General features: G+C 69.2%; 17 protein-coding genes. 6 read left to right on the plus strand and 11 right to left on the minus strand.

The features are described from left to right. Nucleotides 1-76 precede the first annotated feature (76 nt). The 6 genes from C5F48_RS06375 to C5F48_RS06400 all read right to left on the minus strand — a co-directional run bounded on the left by C5F48_RS06375 (nt 77) and on the right by C5F48_RS06400 (nt 5,910). The gene (locus C5F48_RS06375) at nt 77-1,018 is read right to left on the minus strand and encodes a sugar ABC transporter substrate-binding protein (protein WP_107663075.1); all 942 of its coding nucleotides are present in this window, start codon (nt 1,016-1,018) and stop codon (nt 77-79) included. Between the two features lie 80 nt (nt 1,019-1,098). Next, nucleotides 1,099-1,917: a TIM barrel protein gene (locus C5F48_RS06380; RefSeq protein ID WP_107663076.1), complete on the minus strand. Its 819-nt coding sequence runs from the start codon at nt 1,915-1,917 to the stop codon at nt 1,099-1,101. Between the two features lie 171 nt (nt 1,918-2,088). Beyond that, nucleotides 2,089-2,304: a hypervirulence associated TUDOR domain-containing protein gene (locus tag C5F48_RS06385; protein WP_107663077.1), complete on the minus strand. Its 216-nt coding sequence runs from the start codon at nt 2,302-2,304 to the stop codon at nt 2,089-2,091. Further along, nucleotides 2,297-2,653, minus strand: a complete 357-nt coding sequence (locus C5F48_RS06390) for a hypothetical protein (RefSeq protein WP_107663078.1) — start codon at nt 2,651-2,653, stop codon at nt 2,297-2,299. The genes C5F48_RS06385 and C5F48_RS06390 overlap by 8 nt, the downstream gene beginning before the upstream one ends. 60 nt (nt 2,654-2,713) lie before the next feature. Beyond that, nucleotides 2,714-5,224: an ABC transporter permease gene (locus C5F48_RS06395; RefSeq protein ID WP_107663079.1), complete on the minus strand. Its 2,511-nt coding sequence runs from the start codon at nt 5,222-5,224 to the stop codon at nt 2,714-2,716. Next, nucleotides 5,221-5,910, minus strand: a complete 690-nt coding sequence (locus tag C5F48_RS06400) for an ABC transporter ATP-binding protein (RefSeq protein ID WP_107663080.1) — start codon at nt 5,908-5,910, stop codon at nt 5,221-5,223. Before C5F48_RS06400 ends, C5F48_RS06395 begins: the two co-directional genes overlap by 4 nt. A gap of 67 nt (nt 5,911-5,977) precedes the next feature. On the opposite strand from C5F48_RS06400, the gene C5F48_RS06405 reads away from it, so the two are divergent. Both C5F48_RS06405 and C5F48_RS06410 read left to right on the plus strand, forming a co-directional pair. After that, nucleotides 5,978-6,595: an arylesterase gene (locus C5F48_RS06405; RefSeq protein ID WP_245941460.1), complete on the plus strand. Its 618-nt coding sequence runs from the start codon at nt 5,978-5,980 to the stop codon at nt 6,593-6,595. A gap of 63 nt (nt 6,596-6,658) precedes the next feature. Then, a complete protein-coding gene (locus tag C5F48_RS06410) occupies nt 6,659-8,077 on the plus strand; it encodes an FAD-binding oxidoreductase (protein WP_107663082.1) in 1,419 nt (472 codons plus the stop codon). A 34-nt stretch (nt 8,078-8,111) separates the two neighbouring features. Here the strand turns inward: C5F48_RS06410 and hemC are convergent, their stop codons facing one another. Further along, complete coding sequence (gene hemC / locus C5F48_RS06415) at nt 8,112-9,044, minus strand: hydroxymethylbilane synthase (protein ID WP_170139686.1); 933 nt, start codon at nt 9,042-9,044, stop codon at nt 8,112-8,114. A gap of 111 nt (nt 9,045-9,155) precedes the next feature. Between hemC and hemE the strand changes: the two genes are divergently transcribed. After that, nucleotides 9,156-10,181 carry a uroporphyrinogen decarboxylase gene (gene hemE / locus C5F48_RS06420; RefSeq protein WP_107663084.1) on the plus strand — a complete coding sequence of 342 codons (1,026 nt, stop codon included), beginning with the start codon at nt 9,156-9,158 and terminating at the stop codon, nt 10,179-10,181. A 123-nt stretch (nt 10,182-10,304) separates the two neighbouring features. Beyond that, entirely contained in the window at nt 10,305-10,925 is a 621-nt protein-coding gene (locus C5F48_RS06425) for a hypothetical protein (protein WP_107663085.1), read from the plus strand. Between the two features lie 76 nt (nt 10,926-11,001). Here C5F48_RS06425 and hemF read toward each other — a convergent pair whose 3' ends face one another. Then, nucleotides 11,002-11,865 carry an oxygen-dependent coproporphyrinogen oxidase gene (gene hemF / locus C5F48_RS06430; protein WP_107663086.1) on the minus strand — a complete coding sequence of 288 codons (864 nt, stop codon included), beginning with the start codon at nt 11,863-11,865 and terminating at the stop codon, nt 11,002-11,004. Nucleotides 11,866-11,981: 116 nt separating this feature from the next. Here hemF and C5F48_RS06435 point away from each other — a divergent pair, with 116 nt between their 5' ends. Then, nucleotides 11,982-12,389 (plus strand): hypothetical protein, encoded by a 408-nt coding sequence (locus C5F48_RS06435; protein WP_107663087.1) that lies wholly within the window; start codon nt 11,982-11,984, stop codon nt 12,387-12,389. Here C5F48_RS06435 and C5F48_RS06440 read toward each other — a convergent pair whose 3' ends face one another. From C5F48_RS06440 to clpS, 3 genes are read right to left on the minus strand one after another with little or no spacing between them, the layout of a single operon-like run. Then, nucleotides 12,390-13,199: an SDR family NAD(P)-dependent oxidoreductase gene (locus C5F48_RS06440; RefSeq protein ID WP_107663088.1), complete on the minus strand. Its 810-nt coding sequence runs from the start codon at nt 13,197-13,199 to the stop codon at nt 12,390-12,392. It lies immediately after the preceding gene. 12 nt (nt 13,200-13,211) lie between these two features. Further along, nucleotides 13,212-14,207, minus strand: coding sequence for a class I SAM-dependent methyltransferase (locus tag C5F48_RS06445; protein WP_107663089.1), 996 nt, complete (start codon nt 14,205-14,207; stop codon nt 13,212-13,214). Between the two features lie 18 nt (nt 14,208-14,225). Next, nucleotides 14,226-14,546 (minus strand): ATP-dependent Clp protease adapter ClpS, encoded by a 321-nt coding sequence (clpS, locus tag C5F48_RS06450; RefSeq protein WP_170139692.1) that lies wholly within the window; start codon nt 14,544-14,546, stop codon nt 14,226-14,228. Nucleotides 14,547-14,712: 166 nt separating this feature from the next. Here clpS and C5F48_RS06455 point away from each other — a divergent pair, with 166 nt between their 5' ends. Beyond that, complete coding sequence (locus tag C5F48_RS06455) at nt 14,713-15,474, plus strand: HAD family hydrolase (RefSeq protein WP_107663091.1); 762 nt, start codon at nt 14,713-14,715, stop codon at nt 15,472-15,474. The last annotated feature ends 1 nt before the right edge of the window (nt 15,475 follow it).

The following is a 15,475-nucleotide window of genomic DNA, read 5'->3' on the forward strand; positions in this document are numbered from 1 at the left end:
CCATGATTTCCTCTCCCCCTTGGTGGTCGGCCGGGGCAGTCTCGCCGCCCCGGCCCGGTGCGTCCGTCTCAGGCGATCAGTTCTTCGCCATGAAGTCCTGCATGTTGTCCGGCGTCACCAGCTGGAAGGGGATGTAGACCTTCTGCTCCACCGCCTCGCCCTTGGCCAGTTTCAGCGCCGCATCCAGCGCGCCCTGCCCCTGCCCCGCCGCGTCCTGGAACACGGTCACGTCCAGATCGCCCGCCGCCATCGCCGCCAGCGCGTCCTGCGTCGCGTCGATGCCGGCGACGACGACATCCTCCATGCCCACGCCCGCCGCCTTCATCGACTGGATCGCGCCCACCGCGCTCTCGTCGTTGTTGGCGATCACCGCATCGAACTGCACCCCCGAGGACAGCCAGTTGGTCATCAGGTTGGCCGCCTGGTCGCGCTGCCAGTTCGAGGTCTGCTCATCGACGATCTTCATGAACGAACATTCATCCGTCGCGATCACGTCATGGATGTCCTTGGTCCGCACCACGGCGGCCTGGTTCGACAGCTCGCCCATGATCACCAGGATGTTGGCCTCGGTCTTGCCCGCCTCCTTCAGCAGACGGCAGACCTCCTTGGTCTGCAGCGTGCCGGATTCGATGTCGTTCGAGGCGACATAGGCCTGGCTGTCGGGCAGCGTGTCGACGTTCACCGGCTCGCGGTTCACGTAGACCAGCGGCACATTCGCCGCCGCCGCCGCGTCCGAGATCGCCTGCGTCGCCGAGGTATCGACCGGGTTCACCACGATGGCGTCGACGCCCGAGGCGATGAAGTTCTTCACCTGATCGAGCTGCTTGCCGACATCGTTGCCGGCATCCTCGACCTGCACGTTCACCCCGTCCAGCGTGGCGGCATAATCGGTCATGCCGTTGCGCAGCACGGTCAGGAAGTTGTCGTCGAACAGCGCCATGGACACGCCGACATTCTCGGCCATCGCGGTCGTCGAAAGCATCGAGGCAAGCCCCGCCACCAGAAGCGTCTTTTTCATGTCATCCTCTCCCTTGTCGGTGTCCGGCCCACCAAAATCCTCCCGCCGGACCGCCCTTGCAGGCGGTTGATCCTGTCGCCTCAGGCGGCCGTCGCGGCCGGGCTGCCGGCGATGAAGCCCATCGAGCGGCGCAGCGCCGGCTCGGCATCCTCCAGCGCATGCACCGAGGCCGCGAAGGGCTCGAAGCTCAGCGGCCCGGCATAGCCGGCATCCCGCAGCGCTGCGATCTGCTCCAGGTTGCCCAGCCGATCCTCCGCATCGACCAGCACCCGGTGGCCATCGCGCATCTCCGCCACGGTCAGCGCCGCATCGGTGACGCCCGAGACATGCACGACGCCGGTATGCGCGGCGAAGACCGGCCCGCCGCCCGCCAGATGATGATGGAAGGTATCATGGACCAGCGCGAAAGTCTCCGCCGCGCCCAGCGTCTCGATGGCCTCCACCAGCTCGGCCTTGTGGCGCAGCGAGCAGCTCTCGAAGCCCAGCGGCTCCACCAACCCGCGCAGCCCGTGGGCGCGCAGCATCGGGGCCAGTTCGCGCAGCGCCAGGGCCAGCGCGGCCCGGCGCTCCAGCGCGCTGGTCGCCACACCGTCGTTGCGCGGGATCAGGCTGACCGCCTCGGCCCCCGCCGCAACCGCGATCCGCATCAGCGCCTCGGCCTCGGCCCGCTTGGCGTCGGACCAGTCGTCGAACATCTTCACTTCCGCCAACGCCAGCAGCCGCAGCCCCCGGTCGCGGCAGCCGGCGGCGACTTCCGAGGGCTCGGCGCCCTGGAACAGCGGCCCCGGCAGGTCGTTGCGGAACTCGATGCCGACGCAGCCCAGCCGCGCCGCCAGATCGAGGAACGCCTGCCAGCCGAGACGCGGCGTCGTCATGTGGTTCAGCGCGAACGGCAGCATCGGTGACTCTCCCCGCGGCCCCCCAAGCCGCCACAATGGAATTGATATTCCATTTCACCGAATTTTCAAATGAAAAATTCCAAAACGCCCACGCGGCGCCCGCCGAACATGCAGAGGGGCCGCCGGTCCTGACGACCGCGGCCCCCTCTGCCTCTGACGGATCCCGAACGCTCAGCCCTTGCGGACCTCGCTCGAGGATTTCAGCACCTCGTCGCCGTCATCCTGCACGATCAGCAGCGCCGGCTCGTCCTTGCTGGCCTTGCGGGTCACGTCGGTGCCCTTGATGCTGCGGGTGATCTTGCGGGTGTAGACCTTGCTGACCTTGCCGCGAGCGACCCCGTTGCCCCAGTCCCAGACCACGGCGTCGCCCTTCTGGAACTCAGCCATCCTTGGGCTTTCCCTCGCTGGCCTTGATCTCCGCCGCCAGCTTCTCGGCCCAGGCGCGGCCCGGGTCGCCGCCCCAGAGCAGCCAGGCGACATAGCCCGCCGAGGGATCGTCCTCGTTGCCGAAGTTCTCCGCCTGCTTGTCGATCTCGTGGCGCTGGAAGAAATACACCATCCGCTTGATCGTCTGGGTCGACAGCGACTTGCGGCCCTTAAGATCGCGCGCGCGGGCCACGCCGACATTGGTGCCGCCGCGCTTGTACTTGCGCCGCAGCGCCAGGCCCTTCTCCGCCGCCAAGGCGACCTCGGCGGGCGGCGTCAGGTCGATACCCAGGTTCTTCGTCTTCGGCATCGCCGTTACCTCCCGTTTACAGGAGGATAATGCCGGGGCCGTGCCGAATGTTCCCGTTCCCTACTCCTGCGAGCGCAGCACCTGCGCCGGCCGCGCCGCCAGCGGCCTGAGCGCAAAGGCCAAGCCCGCCAGCAGGGTAGCCGCCACGCCCCCCAGAACGATCGCCAAGGCCGACCAGGGCTCGAAGGCATAGGCCGTGTCCATCACGAAGGTCATCACCGCCCAGCCGGCGATGCCGCCCGCGACGATGGCAACCCCGCCCGCCGCCGCCCCCAGGAGCGCCGAGCGCAGCGCAAAGCTCAGCAGGATGGTGCCGCGCGTCGCCCCCAGCGTCTTCAGAACCGCCGCCTCGTAGACCCGCGCCCGCTCGCCCGCCGCCGCCGCGCCGATCAGCACGACGAAGCCGGTGACCAGCGTCGCCGCCGCCGCCCAGGCCGTCGCGGTGGCGATGGCCGACAGCGCCTCGGTCACCCGGTCGATGGCGTCGCGCACCCGGATCGCGGTGATGTTGGGATAGGCCCCCGCCGTGTCGCGCAGGATCGCAGCCTCGGACTCCGGCGTCGCATAGACCGTCGAGATCCAGGTATGCGGCGCGCCCGCCACCGCCGCCGGGTTCATCGCCATGACGAAGCCCATCCCGGCGGTCGAGAAATCGACCTCGCGGAACGAGGTGATCTCGGCCTCGATGTCGCGCCCGAGGATGTTGACCACCAGCCTGTCACCCAGCTTCAGCCCGATCTCCTCGGCCTCTTCCGCCGCGAAGGAGATCTGCGCCGGACCCGAGTAGTCTTCCGGCCACCATTCGCCCGCCACCACGCGGGTGTTCTCGGGCGGCGCGGCGGAATAGGTCACGCCGCGGTCGCCGCGCACCACCCAATGCTCGCCCGCCACCTCGCGGGCCGGGCGGCCGTTGATCTGGGTCAGCACCCCGCGCAGCATCGGCGCGCTTTCCACCTTCGACACGGCCGGATCGCCCTCCACCCGATCGAGGAAGCCTCCGATCTGGTCCTGCTGGATATCGACGAAGAAATAGGACGGCGCCAGCTTCGGCAGGTCGCGGTCGATGGCTGAGCGCAGGTTGGCGTCAATCTGCCCGACCGCCGCCAGCACCGAAAGCCCCAGCCCGAGCGACAGGATGACCGACCCCGCCTCCTCCCGCGGTCCGCCGATGGCCGAGAGCGCCAGCCGCAGCGCCGTGCGCCCCCGCACCCAGAGCCCACGCGCCCCGGCCCTCGCGCCGCGCCGCACGCCCCATGCCGCCAGAAGCAGCACGAAGAGCGCCCCGACGATGCCCCCGGCACTGCCCAGCGCCAGCGTCACCGTACCCGAGAACAGCACCGCCCCGCCGATCAGCAACAGCGCCAGCGCCACCAGCGCCAGAAGGTAGGGCCAGCGCGGCAGCCCCTCGCCGCCTCCGCCACGATAGAGCGAGGCCGCCCGCACCCCTTCGCTCCGCGCCAGCGGCCAGAGCGTGAAGAGAAAGGCCGTGACGATGCCGTAGAAGGCAGCCTCGCCCAGCGGGGCCGGGTAGATGGCGAAGGCCACCGGGAAGGGCAGCGAGGCCTCGATGAAAGGCGCGGCAGCCAGCGGAAGGGCCACGCCCAGCACCAGCCCGGCCAGCACGCCGATGGCCGTCAGCACGGCGATCTGCATCAGGTAGACGGTGAAGATCGTCCGTCCCTCCGCCCCCAGCGTCTTCAGCGTGGCGATGGTGGCGATCTTGCCCTCCAGATAGGCCCGCACCGCCGCCGAGATCCCGACACCGCCGACGGCAAGCCCCGCCAGCCCCACCAGCACGAGGAAAGACCCGATCCGCTCGACAAAGCGCTCCAGCCCCGGCGTGGCGCGGCGGCTGTCGGACCAGCGCATCCCGGCGTCGCGCCATTGCGTCTCGGCCTGAGCCTCCAGCGCCGCCAGATCACTGCCCGCCGGCAGGGTCATGCGGTATTCCGTCTCGAACAGCGTCCCGGGCTCCAGCAGCCCCGACGCGGCCAGCGCCGGCGTCAGCACGATGGTCCGCGGCCCGAGCGCGAAGCCCCCCGTGGCCGAATCCGGCTCGCGCACGAGCACCGCGCCCAGCCGGAACGCCTGCACCCCCAGCGTGAAGCGGTCACCCACGGCCAGCCCCAGCCGGTCCACCAGCACCCGGTCCATCACGGCGCCCGGCAGCCCCTCGACCCCCGCCAGCGCCTCGGCCAAGGGAACCTCGGGCTCCAGCACCACCTCGCCGACCAGCGGATAGGCGTCATCGACGCCCTTCACCTGCGTTAGCGCCCGATCCTCGCCCACCGTCGCCATCGACCGGAAATCGACCACCTCCGACACGGCGGTGGCGATGCCCGCCATATAGGCGCGCTCCTCGTCCGTGGCGTAGCGATAGGTGAATTCCATCTGCGCATCGCCGCCCAGCAGCACCGCGCCCTGATCCTCGAGCCCGGCCTCGATCGCCGCGCGCACCATGCCGACGGCGGCAATCGCCGCCACCCCCAGCGCCAGACAGGCGAGGAAGACCCGGAAGCCCTTCACCCCGCCGCGCAGCTCGCGCCGGGCGATCCGCCAGGCGACGCTCATGCCGCTTTCCGCTCTTCGCCGCTCACCATGCCGTCGGCCAGCCGCACCACCCGGTCGCAGCGCGCCGCCAGTTCCGGCGCATGGGTCACCAGCACCAGCGTCGCGCCATGCCGGTCGCGCAGCCCGAACAGAAGGTCCATGATCGCCGCCCCGTTGACTCCGTCGAGGTTCCCGGTCGGCTCATCGGCCAGCAGGATCGCCGGTCGCGGCGCCGCGGCCCGCGCCAGCGCCACCCGCTGCTGCTCGCCGCCCGACATCTGCGAGGGGTAGTGATCCATCCGGCTGCCCAGGCCCACCGTGCGCAATTCCGCCTCGGCCCGCCCGAAGGCATCCTCGACTCCGGCGAGTTCCAGCGGCACCGCCACGTTTTCCAGCGCGGTCATTGTCGGGATCAGGTGGAAAGACTGGAACACCACCCCCATATTCCCACGACGGAAGCGCGCCAGCGCATCCTCGTCCAGCTTGGTCAGGTCATGGCCCAGCGCAACGACAGACCCAGAGGTGGCGCGTTCGAGCCCGCCCATCAGCATCAGGAGCGACGATTTGCCAGAACCGGACGGCCCGATCAGCCCCAGCGTCTCGCCCTTGGCCACCTCCAGCGAAATGCCCTTCAGAATCTCAACCGGCCCCGCATTGCCCGCCAATGTCAGCCGCGCCGCCTTCAGCGCCAGAACCGGATCACCCATGCACATCGCCTCTCAAGCCTGTTTCCCCCTTGCATATGGCGCGGCCCGCGCTTTGCGCAACTGCGCGATGGCCCTGGTTTTCGCGACCACGGCCGCCGCCGCCGAACCCCAGACGCTGGTCGCCCTCGGCGACAGCCTGACCGCCGGCTACGGCCTGCCGCCCGAGGAGGGTTTCGTTCCGCAGTTGCAGAATTGGCTGAATGCCAAGGGAAAAGACGTCACGATCATCAACGCGGGCGTCTCCGGGGACACCACGGCGGGCGGTCTTGCCCGGCTCGACTGGAGCCTGACGCCCGAAACCGATGCCATGATTGTGAACCTCGGCGGCAACGATCTGTTGCGCGGGCTCGATCCGGCAAGCAGCCGTGCCAATCTCGATGCCATCCTGTCGAAGGCGTCGGAGCGCGATCTGCCGGTGCTGCTGGTCGGGCTGGAAGCGCCGAGCAACTATGGCCCGGCCTTCAAGCAGGCCTTCGATGCGATGTATCCCGAACTGGCCGAGCAATACGGGGCCGATCTCGACACCAACTTCTTCGCCCCGCTCACCGCCGAGCTCGACATCGCTGCCGCCCGGCAGAAGTACCTGCAGGCCGACGGCATCCACCCCAGCGCCGAGGGCGTGGCGGTGATCGTCGAGGCCATCGGCCCGCAGGTGGAAAAGCTGCTGGAGCGCGCCGCCGACTGACATGGCTCTGGCCATTCCGGGCGGGCGGCGGCACAAAAGGCCGTGACCTGCCCGGAGCCCTGCATGACCCTGACCGCCCGCCTGACCGAGCTTCTCGGAGCCGCCAACGTCCTCACCGGCGAGGCCGCCGCGCGCTACTGCCGCGACTGGACCGGCAAGTACCAGTCCTCGCCGTTGGCGGTCGCCCGGCCCGGCACGACGGCCGAGGTCTCGGCCACCGTGCGCGCCTGCGCCGAGGCCGGGGTGGCGGTCGTCCCCACCGGCGGGCTCACCGGACTGACCGGGGCGACGATGAACGAGGGCGCGCTGATGCTGTCCTTGGAGCGGATGAACCGCATCCGCGAGATCCGCGCCGACACGCGGCTCGCCGTGGTCGAGGCCGGCACGATCCTGCAGAGCCTGCACGAGGGCGCCGACGCCGAGAACCTCTACTTCCCGCTCTGGTTCGGCGCCCGCGGCTCGGCGCAGATCGGCGGCGTGCTGTCGACCAACGCCGGCGGCTCCAACGTGCTGCGCTACGGCTCGACCCGCGCGCTCTGCCTCGGGCTGGAGGTGGTGCTGGCCGACGGCCGGGTGCTGAACCTGATGTCGGAGCTGCACAAGGACAACTCCGGCTACGACCTGAAAGACCTTTTCATCGGCGCCGAGGGCACGCTGGGCATCATCACCGCCGCGGTGATGAAACTGGTCCCCAAGCCCCGCGCCCATGCTACGGCGACGCTGGCCGCCCGCTCGCTGCCCGACGCGCTGATCCTCCTGAACCGGCTGCAGGAGGCCACCGGCGGCGCGGTCGAGGCCTTCGAATACATGCCCCGCCGCTACATGGAACGGCTCGCCCGCGAGTTGCCGAATCTGAAGCCGCCCTTCGCCGAGACGCATGACACCACGATCCTCGTCGAGGTCGGCGCCACCGCGCCGCGCGACGCGGATGCGCTGGCCGATGGCAGCCTGCCCATCGTCACCCTGCTGGAAGAAACGCTGGCCGGGATGATGGAGGAGGGCATGGTGCTCGACGCCACCGTCGCCCGCACCGAAGCCCAGCGCCGCGAGATGTGGGAGCGCCGCGAATCGGCCGCCCGCATCACCTTCACCCAGATGCCGATCATCGACACCGATATCGCCGTGCCGCTGGACCGGGTCGGCGATTTCCTCACCGCCATCGACGCCCGGCTGGCCGAGCTCGACCCCGAGGCAACCTCGCTGGTGGTGGCGCATCTCGGCGACGGCAACGTGCATTACACCGCCTATCCCTCGCGCACCGATCCGGCGCTGAACGAGGCGGTGGTCACGGCGTTGGAGGATGTTGTGGCCGATCTGAAGGGCAGTTTCTCGGCCGAGCATGGCGTCGGCCTGTCGAAGCTGCCGTCGATGACCCGGCGCAAGGACCCGGTGGCGCTGGACGTGATGCGCAGCCTGAAGGCCGCGCTCGACCCGCGCGGCCTGCTCAACCCGGGGAAGACGATCCCGCCGGCCGGTCAGTGAAAAGCGGGGCCCGGCCGCGGCCGGGCCCTGCGCGTCAGCGCCAGCTGAAAAAGTCCTTCGGCGCGCGGCCCAACAGCTCTGCCGCCAAGGCCAGACCCAGCGCCTGCCCGTCCGACGCCGGCCCGCGCAGCTCGCCCGAGATCGACTCCGACCCGTCCGGCCGCAGGATCTCGCCGCGCAGCCAAAGCTCGTCGCCTTCCAGCAGCGCCAGCCCGGCGATCGGCGTCTCGCAGGACCCGTCGAGCCGCAGAAGGAAGCTGCGCTCGGCCATCAGCCGGCGTCCGGTCGGCCCATCATGGATCGCCGCCAGCATCTCCTCGGCGCGCTGATCGTCGATCCGCCGCTCGATGCCGATGGCGCCCTGCGCCACCGCCGGCAGCATCTCCTCATGCTCGACCGCCACCCGGGCCACGTCATCCATCTTCAAACGGTTCAGCCCGGCCATGGCGAGGAAGGTCGCCCGCGCAACGCCCTCGGACAGCTTTTTCATCCGGGTCTGCACGTTGCCGCGGAACTCCACCACCTGCAGATCGGGCCGCCGGTTCAGCAGCTGCGCCCGCCGCCGGAGGCTCGACGACCCCACCACCGCCCCCTGCGGCAAATCAGCCATTCCCCCGGGGAAGGGCGACACGAAGGCGTCCCGCGTGTCCTCGCGCGGCAGGTAGGTGTCGAGGATCAGCCCCTCGGGCTGCAGCGTCGGCATGTCCTTCATGGAATGCACGGCGATGTCGATTCCGCCGTCCAGCAGCGCGTCCTCGATCTCGCGGGTGAAGAGACCTTTGCCGCCGATCTCCTTCAGGGGCCGGTCAAGTACCTTATCCCCCGTGGTTTTTATCACGACGATCTCGAATGCCTCTTCCGGCAGCGAAAAGACCGCGGAAAGCCGCGCCCTCGTCTCATAGGCTTGCGCCAGGGCGAGGGGCGATCCGCGGGTGCCGATCTTGAGGGGTTCAGCGGGTGTGGGCATGGGATGTGTCATGCCGAATTGGTTAGCGCTGTCCACTTCGCCTGACAACTCCCCATATTGACATCCCGCGCCGCGCTTGGGAACAGCAAGCCAAGCATGAAGGAGCATCCCATGACCAAGACGATCCTGCGCGCGCTCAAGGGCGAGACCCTGCCGACGCCCCCGATCTGGATGATGCGTCAGGCGGGCCGCTACCTGCCCGAGTATCGCGCCACCCGGGCGCAGGCCGGCGACTTCCTCTCGCTCTGCTACAACCCCGAGCTTGCCGCCGAGGTGACGCTGCAGCCGATCCGCCGCTACGGCTTCGACGCGGCGATCCTCTTCGCCGACATCCTGCTGCTGCCGCAGGCGCTGGGGGCCGAGCTCTGGTTCGCCACCGGCGAGGGCCCGCGCATGTCGACCATCACCGACATGGCCGGCGTCGAGGCGCTGAAGCCGAAGGAAGAGATCCACGAGACCCTGTCGCCGGTCTACGAGACCTGCCGCATCCTCGCCCGCGAGCTGCCGAAGGAGACCACCTTCATCGGTTTCGCCGGCGCTCCCTGGACTGTCGCCACCTACATGATCGCCGGCCGCGGCTCGCCCGATCAGGCCGCCGCCCACCGGCTGAAGGACACCGACCGCCCGGCCTTCACCGCGCTGATCGACCGGATCACCGAGGCGACCGTCGACTACCTGTCGAAGCAGGTCGAGGCCGGCGTCGAGGTGGTGAAGATCTTCGACAGCTGGGCCGGGTCGCTGAAGGGCCAGGACTTCGACGATTTCGCCGTCGAGCCCGCCCGCCGCATCATCGCCGAGCTGAAGGCCCGCCACCCCGGCCTGCCGATCATCGCCTTCCCGCGCGAGGCCGGCGACGGCTACATCGGCTTCGCCGAGAAGACCGGCGCGGATTGCGTGGCCATCGACAATTCGGTGACGCCGGAATGGGCGGCGGAACATGTGCAGAGCACCGGCTGCGTGCAGGGCAACCTCGACCCGTCCTACATGGTCACCGGCGGCGACGAGCTGGTGAAGGCCACCCGCCGCGTCGTCGACGCCTTCTCCGGCGGGCCGCACATCTTCAACCTCGGCCATGGCATCACCCCCGAGGCCGATCCTGACAACGTGGCCCGCATGATCGAGGCGGTCCGCGGCTGACCTGGCGGCGGCGGCCCGAGCGACGGGCCGCCGCCCTGCCCTGCCGTCACGCCTTGTTGACCCTCTCTCAGGTTGAACCCAGGCCCGCGACCTGACACGCTCCCGCAAAACGTGGAGTGAACCATGCGACAGGCCATCCTCATCCTCGCCCTCCTGCTGCCCGCCGCTTCGGTGCTGGGCACCGCCGCCGAAGCCAAGCCGGAGGCCTGCCTCACCTCGCTCGAGGGATTCCCGACGCCGCTGCAATATGACACCGACGACGCCGAGATGCGGCAGAACCGCAGCTATCGCGAGCGCTTCCTCGGCGGCTATGGCGACATCACCTGCCCCGGCTACGTCACCCTGCGCGCCATGACCCCCGGCCTGACCGACAGCGAGCGCTCGGTCTTCTGCCTGCAATACGACGCCAAGGCCGAGACCTACACCGGCTTCTCCCAGGGCAAGCGCAACGCCTATGTCCACTGCGCCCAGCCGACCCGGGCCTTCTGCGAGAAGGTGAACGATTCGCGCGACTCGGCGCTGGCGATCGCCGGCAATGCCGGGCGCGGCGCGCTCTCCGGGGTGAATGCGGTGCAGAACGGCGCCGGGGCCGTGGTGATGTCGGGCACCGGGGCCAGCATCGGCTCGGCGCTCTCCAGCCTCGGCGCCTCCACCGCCGCCGCGCTCTCGGCCCCCGCCGTGCTCGCCGCCGCCGCTGTCACCGTCGTCGCAGTGGGCGGCACGGTCTACGTCTGCAGCGAGTGAGCCGACCCGGGGCGGCGCGCCGCCTCAGGTCGTCTGCATCACCCGTGCACGCAGCGTGCATCGGATGTGCATCGTCTCAAACCCACTTCGCCAGCGGCGGCAGGCTCATCAGCACCGCGTTGGCGTCATGCCCGGTCTCCAGCCCGAACTTGGTGCCCCGGTCGTAGACCAGGTTGTATTCGGCGTAGAGCCCGCGGTGCACCAGCTGCGCGTCGCGGTCGGCCTCGGTCCAGGGCATGTCGCGGCGCTTCTCGACCAGCGGCACGAAGGCCGGCAGGAAGGCGCGCCCCACATCTTGTGTGAAGGCAAAGTCGGCCTCCCAATCGCCGGTGTTGAGATCGTCATAAAAGATCCCCCCCACCCCCCGCGCCCGTCCCCGGTGCGGCACGAAGAAGTACTCGTCGGCCCAGGCCTTGAACCGGGCGAAGTAATCCGGCGCATGTGCGTCGCAGGCCGCCTGCATCCGACCATGGAAGTGCGCCGTATCCTCTTGATATTCAAGGCAGGGGTTCAGGTCCGACCCGCCGCCGAACCACCAGGCATGCGGCGTCCAGAACATACGGGTGTTCATGTGCACGGCCGGCGCATGCGGGTTCTGCATATGGGCGACGAGACTGATTCCCGAGGCCCAGAACTCCGGGTTCTCGGCCATGCCCGGCACGCCGCGCGCCGCCATCGCCTTCTGCGCCCGCTCGCCCAGCGAGCCGTGGACAGTGGAGACATTGACGCCCACCTTCTCGAACACCCGCCCGCCGCGCATGACGCTCATCAGCCCGCCGCCGCCGCTTTCGCGCCGGGTCTCGGTCACCTCGAAGCGCCCCGCTTCGCCCTCGCCGGTATGGCTGTCCTCAAGCCCTTCGAAAGACGCGACGATCTCGTCGCGCAGGCTGCGGAACCAGGCGGCGGCCCGGGCTTTCCGGCTGTCGAATTCTTCAATCATGCAAATCTCCCGACGCGTTTTCCGAGCCGTAACAGAGTCGGCATTACCGATCCAGCGCGCAGGAAAGGTTGGAAGCGCCGCGGCCCGCGCGCTAGATATGGGAAAAGGAGTCCGCCATGCGCTTTCTGCTGATCCTGCCTCTCGGCCTCGCCCTCGCCGCCTGCGGCACGCCGCAGGAGCGCTGCGTCTACCGCGAAACCCGCGACCTGCGCACGGTCGACAGCCTGATCGCCACCAGTCAGCTGAACCTGTCCCGCGGCTATGCCATGGAAGACAAGGTGATCTACGAGCCGGTCTGGGAAAATTGCGGCGACCGCTTCCGCCGCAACAAGAAGACCGGCGAGGTGGTCGCCGTCGCCCCGCGGCTCTGCCTCGAAACCCGGCCCCGCACCATCTCGCGGCCCAAGGCCATCGACCTCGCCGCCGAGGCGCGCCTGCTCGCCAGTCTCCAGGCCAAGCGGACCGAGCTTGCGCGCGCGGCGCAGGCCTCGGTCAGCCAGTGCAAGGCGCAATACCCCGAGTGATCAGTGCACCGGCGCCCGCACCGCGTCGATCAGCCCGCGCCCGCCGTCCAGCGTCAGGATCTGCCCGGTCATGAAGCTGGCGGCGTCGGAGGCGAGGAACTGCACGGTCTCCGCCAGTTCCGAGGCGCTGGCGATCCGCTGCATCGGGGTGCAGCAGGTGATCGCCTCGCGATAGGCCGGGTTCTCCTTCAGCGAGGCCTGCAGGCTGGCGCTCATGACCGAGCCGAAGGCGACCGAGTTCACCCGGATGCCGCGCGGCGCCAGCGCCACCGCCATCGAGCGGGTCATCTGGTCCAGCGCGGCGCAGCTGATCGAATAGCCAAGCAGCTGCGGCTGGGTGCGGTGGGCCGCGATCGAGGAGATGTTGATGATCGAGCCGATCGGCCCGGCGACATCGGTCATCTTCTCGGCCCGGGCGATCATCCGCTTGGCGGTCAGCTGGGTCAGCCGCAGGCTGGTCAGCAGGTTCTGCTGCAGCAGCGTCTCCACCGCGTCCTCCTCGGGGCAGAGCGGGTCCGAGGCGACCATCTGCCGGCTCGCGTTCACCAGGATGTCGACCCGGTCGAAGGCGTCGACCGTGGCCGACAGCAGGTTGGTGATGGTCAACTTCTCGCGCAGGTCGCCGGCGAACATGCGCAGCGGCCCCTCGGCCCGCGCCTCTTCGCCGACCTGCTGCTCCAGCCGTTCCTCGTCGATGTCGACGAACATGACATTGGCGCCCTTGTCGAGGAAATGCCGGGCGATGGCATAGCCGATGCCGTTGGCGGCGCCGGTGACGATGGCGGTCTTGCCAGCGATGGAAAGTGACATGGGAGGACCCCGTTAAATGTGTCTCGCCCGCTCGGGGCGGGCGGCGCGGATGAGTTTGAAGGCGGAATCGCCGCCGATGTCCTTCACCTCGCGGAACAGCGTGGCCAGCCCGCGGTCATAGGGCAGGTGACGGTTCGCCACCAGCCAGAGCACCCCGGCCGGCTGTAGCAGCCGCGCCGCCGCCTGCAGGAAACCCATGCCCAGGGCGGGATCGGCATCGCGCGAAATGTGGAAGGGCGGGTTGCAGACGATGAAATCGGCCAGCTTCTCGGGCTTGAAGCTGGTGGCGTCGGCCCAGTGGAAGCGGGCGCGGGGATCTGTGATGTTGATGCGGGCGCAGTCGAGCGCCGCCGCCTCGGCCTCCACCAGATCGAGCTGCTTCACCCCCTCGCGCGCCAGCACCGCCCGCGACAGGAAGCCCCAGCCCGCGCCCAGATCGATGCCACGGCCCGGCAGGCTGGCCGGCAGCGCCTCGGCCAGCAGCATCGAGCCGCGGTCGGGACCACCGGCGGAGAACACCCCCGGCAGGGTCTGGAAGCCGCCCTCGACCTGCTGCGGCTGCGCGGCCCAATCCTCGAGCCCCGGGGCCGCGGCGAAGCTGAACAGCTTGCCATGCGCCTTGGACAGCGTGGCGGAGACCCCCAGCCGCTCGCCCAGGTCGCGGTAGACCGCCTCGACCCCGTCGGTCTTCTGCCCGTCCACCACCACCAGCCCGCCGGGCTGCACGGCCCGCGTCGCCTCGGCCAGAAGCGCCCTCGCCTCGGCCTTGGCGCGCGGCAGGCAGACGATGGCCGCAGCATGGCCCGACCCGCCCTGCACCGTCACGCGATAGCCCTGCGCGGCGAAAGCGTCATGGTCGGGGCGGAAGCCCTGCACCACAAGCAGCCGGTCCTTCGGCAGCGCCGAGAGGTCGTCGCCGCCGCGCGGACGGTAGATGGCAATCGTGCCGGTATCGGGCAGCACCACGGCGCCCGTCTCGAGTGCGAGGGTCAGTCTTGCAGATCGCATGAGCGGCCGCGTGCGGCCCTATTCCTTTTCCATGGTGCATTGCAGCGGATGCTGGTGGCGGCGGGCGAAATCCATCACCTGCGCCACTTTCGTCTCCGCCACCTCGAAGGAGAACACGCCGACGACCGCCAGCCCCTTCTTGTGGACCGTCAGCATGATCTCGAAGGCCTGGGCATGGTTCAGGCCGAAGAACCGCTCCAGCACATGCACGACGAATTCCATCGGGGTGTAGTCGTCGTTCAAGAGGAACACCTTGTAGAGCGGCGGGCGCTGGGTCTTGCTGCGGGTCTTGGTCAGGATCGACGCATCGCCGTCGGGCCCGTCAGTCTTGTCGGACATCTGAAGCGGACGGTGGATCACGAAGAGAACTCCTGACGGATCGCGGATTCGGGACGGGTCGCTGAGGCTGGCATTATAGACTTTTTTCTTTCTTCCGAAAGGGGGAGGCACGGGCGCCGCGACAGGCCTTGCGGTCCGCCCCGTCCCGGTCGACACTGCCCGCATCATGACCCGCCTTCTGACAACAATCGGTTTCGACGCGGACGACACGCTGTGGCAGAACGAGACGTTCTTCCGGCTGACGCAGGACCGTTTCACCCGGCTGCTGGCGGATTACGCCGCGCCGGACCATCTGCACGACCGGCTGCTGGCTGCCGAGACCCGCAATCTGGGGTCCTACGGCTTCGGCATCAAGGGCTTCGTGCTGTCGATGATCGAAACCGCCATCGAGGTGACCGAGGGCCGCGTTCCCGCCCCGGTCATCGCCGAGATCATGGCGGCCGGGCGCGAGATGCTGGAGCACCCGATCGAGCTGCTGCCCCATGCCCGCGCCGCGGTGGAATCACTGGCCGAGAAGCACCGGGTGATCCTGATCACCAAGGGCGATCTGCTGGACCAGGAGCGCAAGCTGGCGCAGTCGGGCTTGGGTGAGCTGTTCCACGGGGTCGAGATCGTGTCGCAGAAGACGGCGCAGGTCTATGCGAGGGTCTTCGCCCGGCACGGCGACGGGGTGGAGCGGGCGCTGATGGTCGGCAACTCGTTGAAATCCGACGTGCTGCCAGTGATCGAGGCCGGCGGCTGGGGGGTGCATGTGCCGCATGGCCTGACCTGGGCGCTGGAATCCGCCGAGCCTCCGGCGGGCCACCGCCGCTTCCGCGAGCTGCCCGATCTGGGCGGCTTGCCCGCCTTGGTCGCCGCGCTGGAGGGGGATGGGGCACAAGTTGTTGCCGAACAACCGGTTGACCCCAGATCTGCGGCGCAACCCTGAA

The organism is Cereibacter changlensis JA139, assembly GCF_003034985.1.
GTDB lineage: Bacteria > Pseudomonadota > Alphaproteobacteria > Rhodobacterales > Rhodobacteraceae > Cereibacter > Cereibacter changlensis.

Coding starts and splice junctions, on each gene's coding strand:
- C5F48_RS06375 (WP_107663075.1), bottom strand. CDS start 1,018: ATGAAAAAGACGCTTCTGGTGGCGGGGCTTGCCTCGATGCTTTCGACG.
- C5F48_RS06380 (WP_107663076.1), bottom strand. CDS start 1,917: ATGCTGCCGTTCGCGCTGAACCACATGACGACGCCGCGTCTCGGCTGG.
- C5F48_RS06385 (WP_107663077.1), bottom strand. CDS start 2,304: ATGGCTGAGTTCCAGAAGGGCGACGCCGTGGTCTGGGACTGGGGCAAC.
- C5F48_RS06390 (WP_107663078.1), bottom strand. CDS start 2,653: ATGCCGAAGACGAAGAACCTGGGTATCGACCTGACGCCGCCCGCCGAG.
- C5F48_RS06395 (WP_107663079.1), bottom strand. CDS start 5,224: ATGAGCGTCGCCTGGCGGATCGCCCGGCGCGAGCTGCGCGGCGGGGTG.
- C5F48_RS06400 (WP_107663080.1), bottom strand. CDS start 5,910: ATGGGTGATCCGGTTCTGGCGCTGAAGGCGGCGCGGCTGACATTGGCG.
- C5F48_RS06405 (WP_245941460.1), top strand. CDS start 5,978: ATGGCCCTGGTTTTCGCGACCACGGCCGCCGCCGCCGAACCCCAGACG.
- C5F48_RS06410 (WP_107663082.1), top strand. CDS start 6,659: ATGACCCTGACCGCCCGCCTGACCGAGCTTCTCGGAGCCGCCAACGTC.
- hemC (WP_170139686.1), bottom strand. CDS start 9,044: ATGCCCACACCCGCTGAACCCCTCAAGATCGGCACCCGCGGATCGCCC.
- hemE (WP_107663084.1), top strand. CDS start 9,156: ATGACCAAGACGATCCTGCGCGCGCTCAAGGGCGAGACCCTGCCGACG.
- C5F48_RS06425 (WP_107663085.1), top strand. CDS start 10,305: ATGCGACAGGCCATCCTCATCCTCGCCCTCCTGCTGCCCGCCGCTTCG.
- hemF (WP_107663086.1), bottom strand. CDS start 11,865: ATGATTGAAGAATTCGACAGCCGGAAAGCCCGGGCCGCCGCCTGGTTC.
- C5F48_RS06435 (WP_107663087.1), top strand. CDS start 11,982: ATGCGCTTTCTGCTGATCCTGCCTCTCGGCCTCGCCCTCGCCGCCTGC.
- C5F48_RS06440 (WP_107663088.1), bottom strand. CDS start 13,199: ATGTCACTTTCCATCGCTGGCAAGACCGCCATCGTCACCGGCGCCGCC.
- C5F48_RS06445 (WP_107663089.1), bottom strand. CDS start 14,207: ATGCGATCTGCAAGACTGACCCTCGCACTCGAGACGGGCGCCGTGGTG.
- clpS (WP_170139692.1), bottom strand. CDS start 14,546: ATGTCCGACAAGACTGACGGGCCCGACGGCGATGCGTCGATCCTGACC.
- C5F48_RS06455 (WP_107663091.1), top strand. CDS start 14,713: ATGACCCGCCTTCTGACAACAATCGGTTTCGACGCGGACGACACGCTG.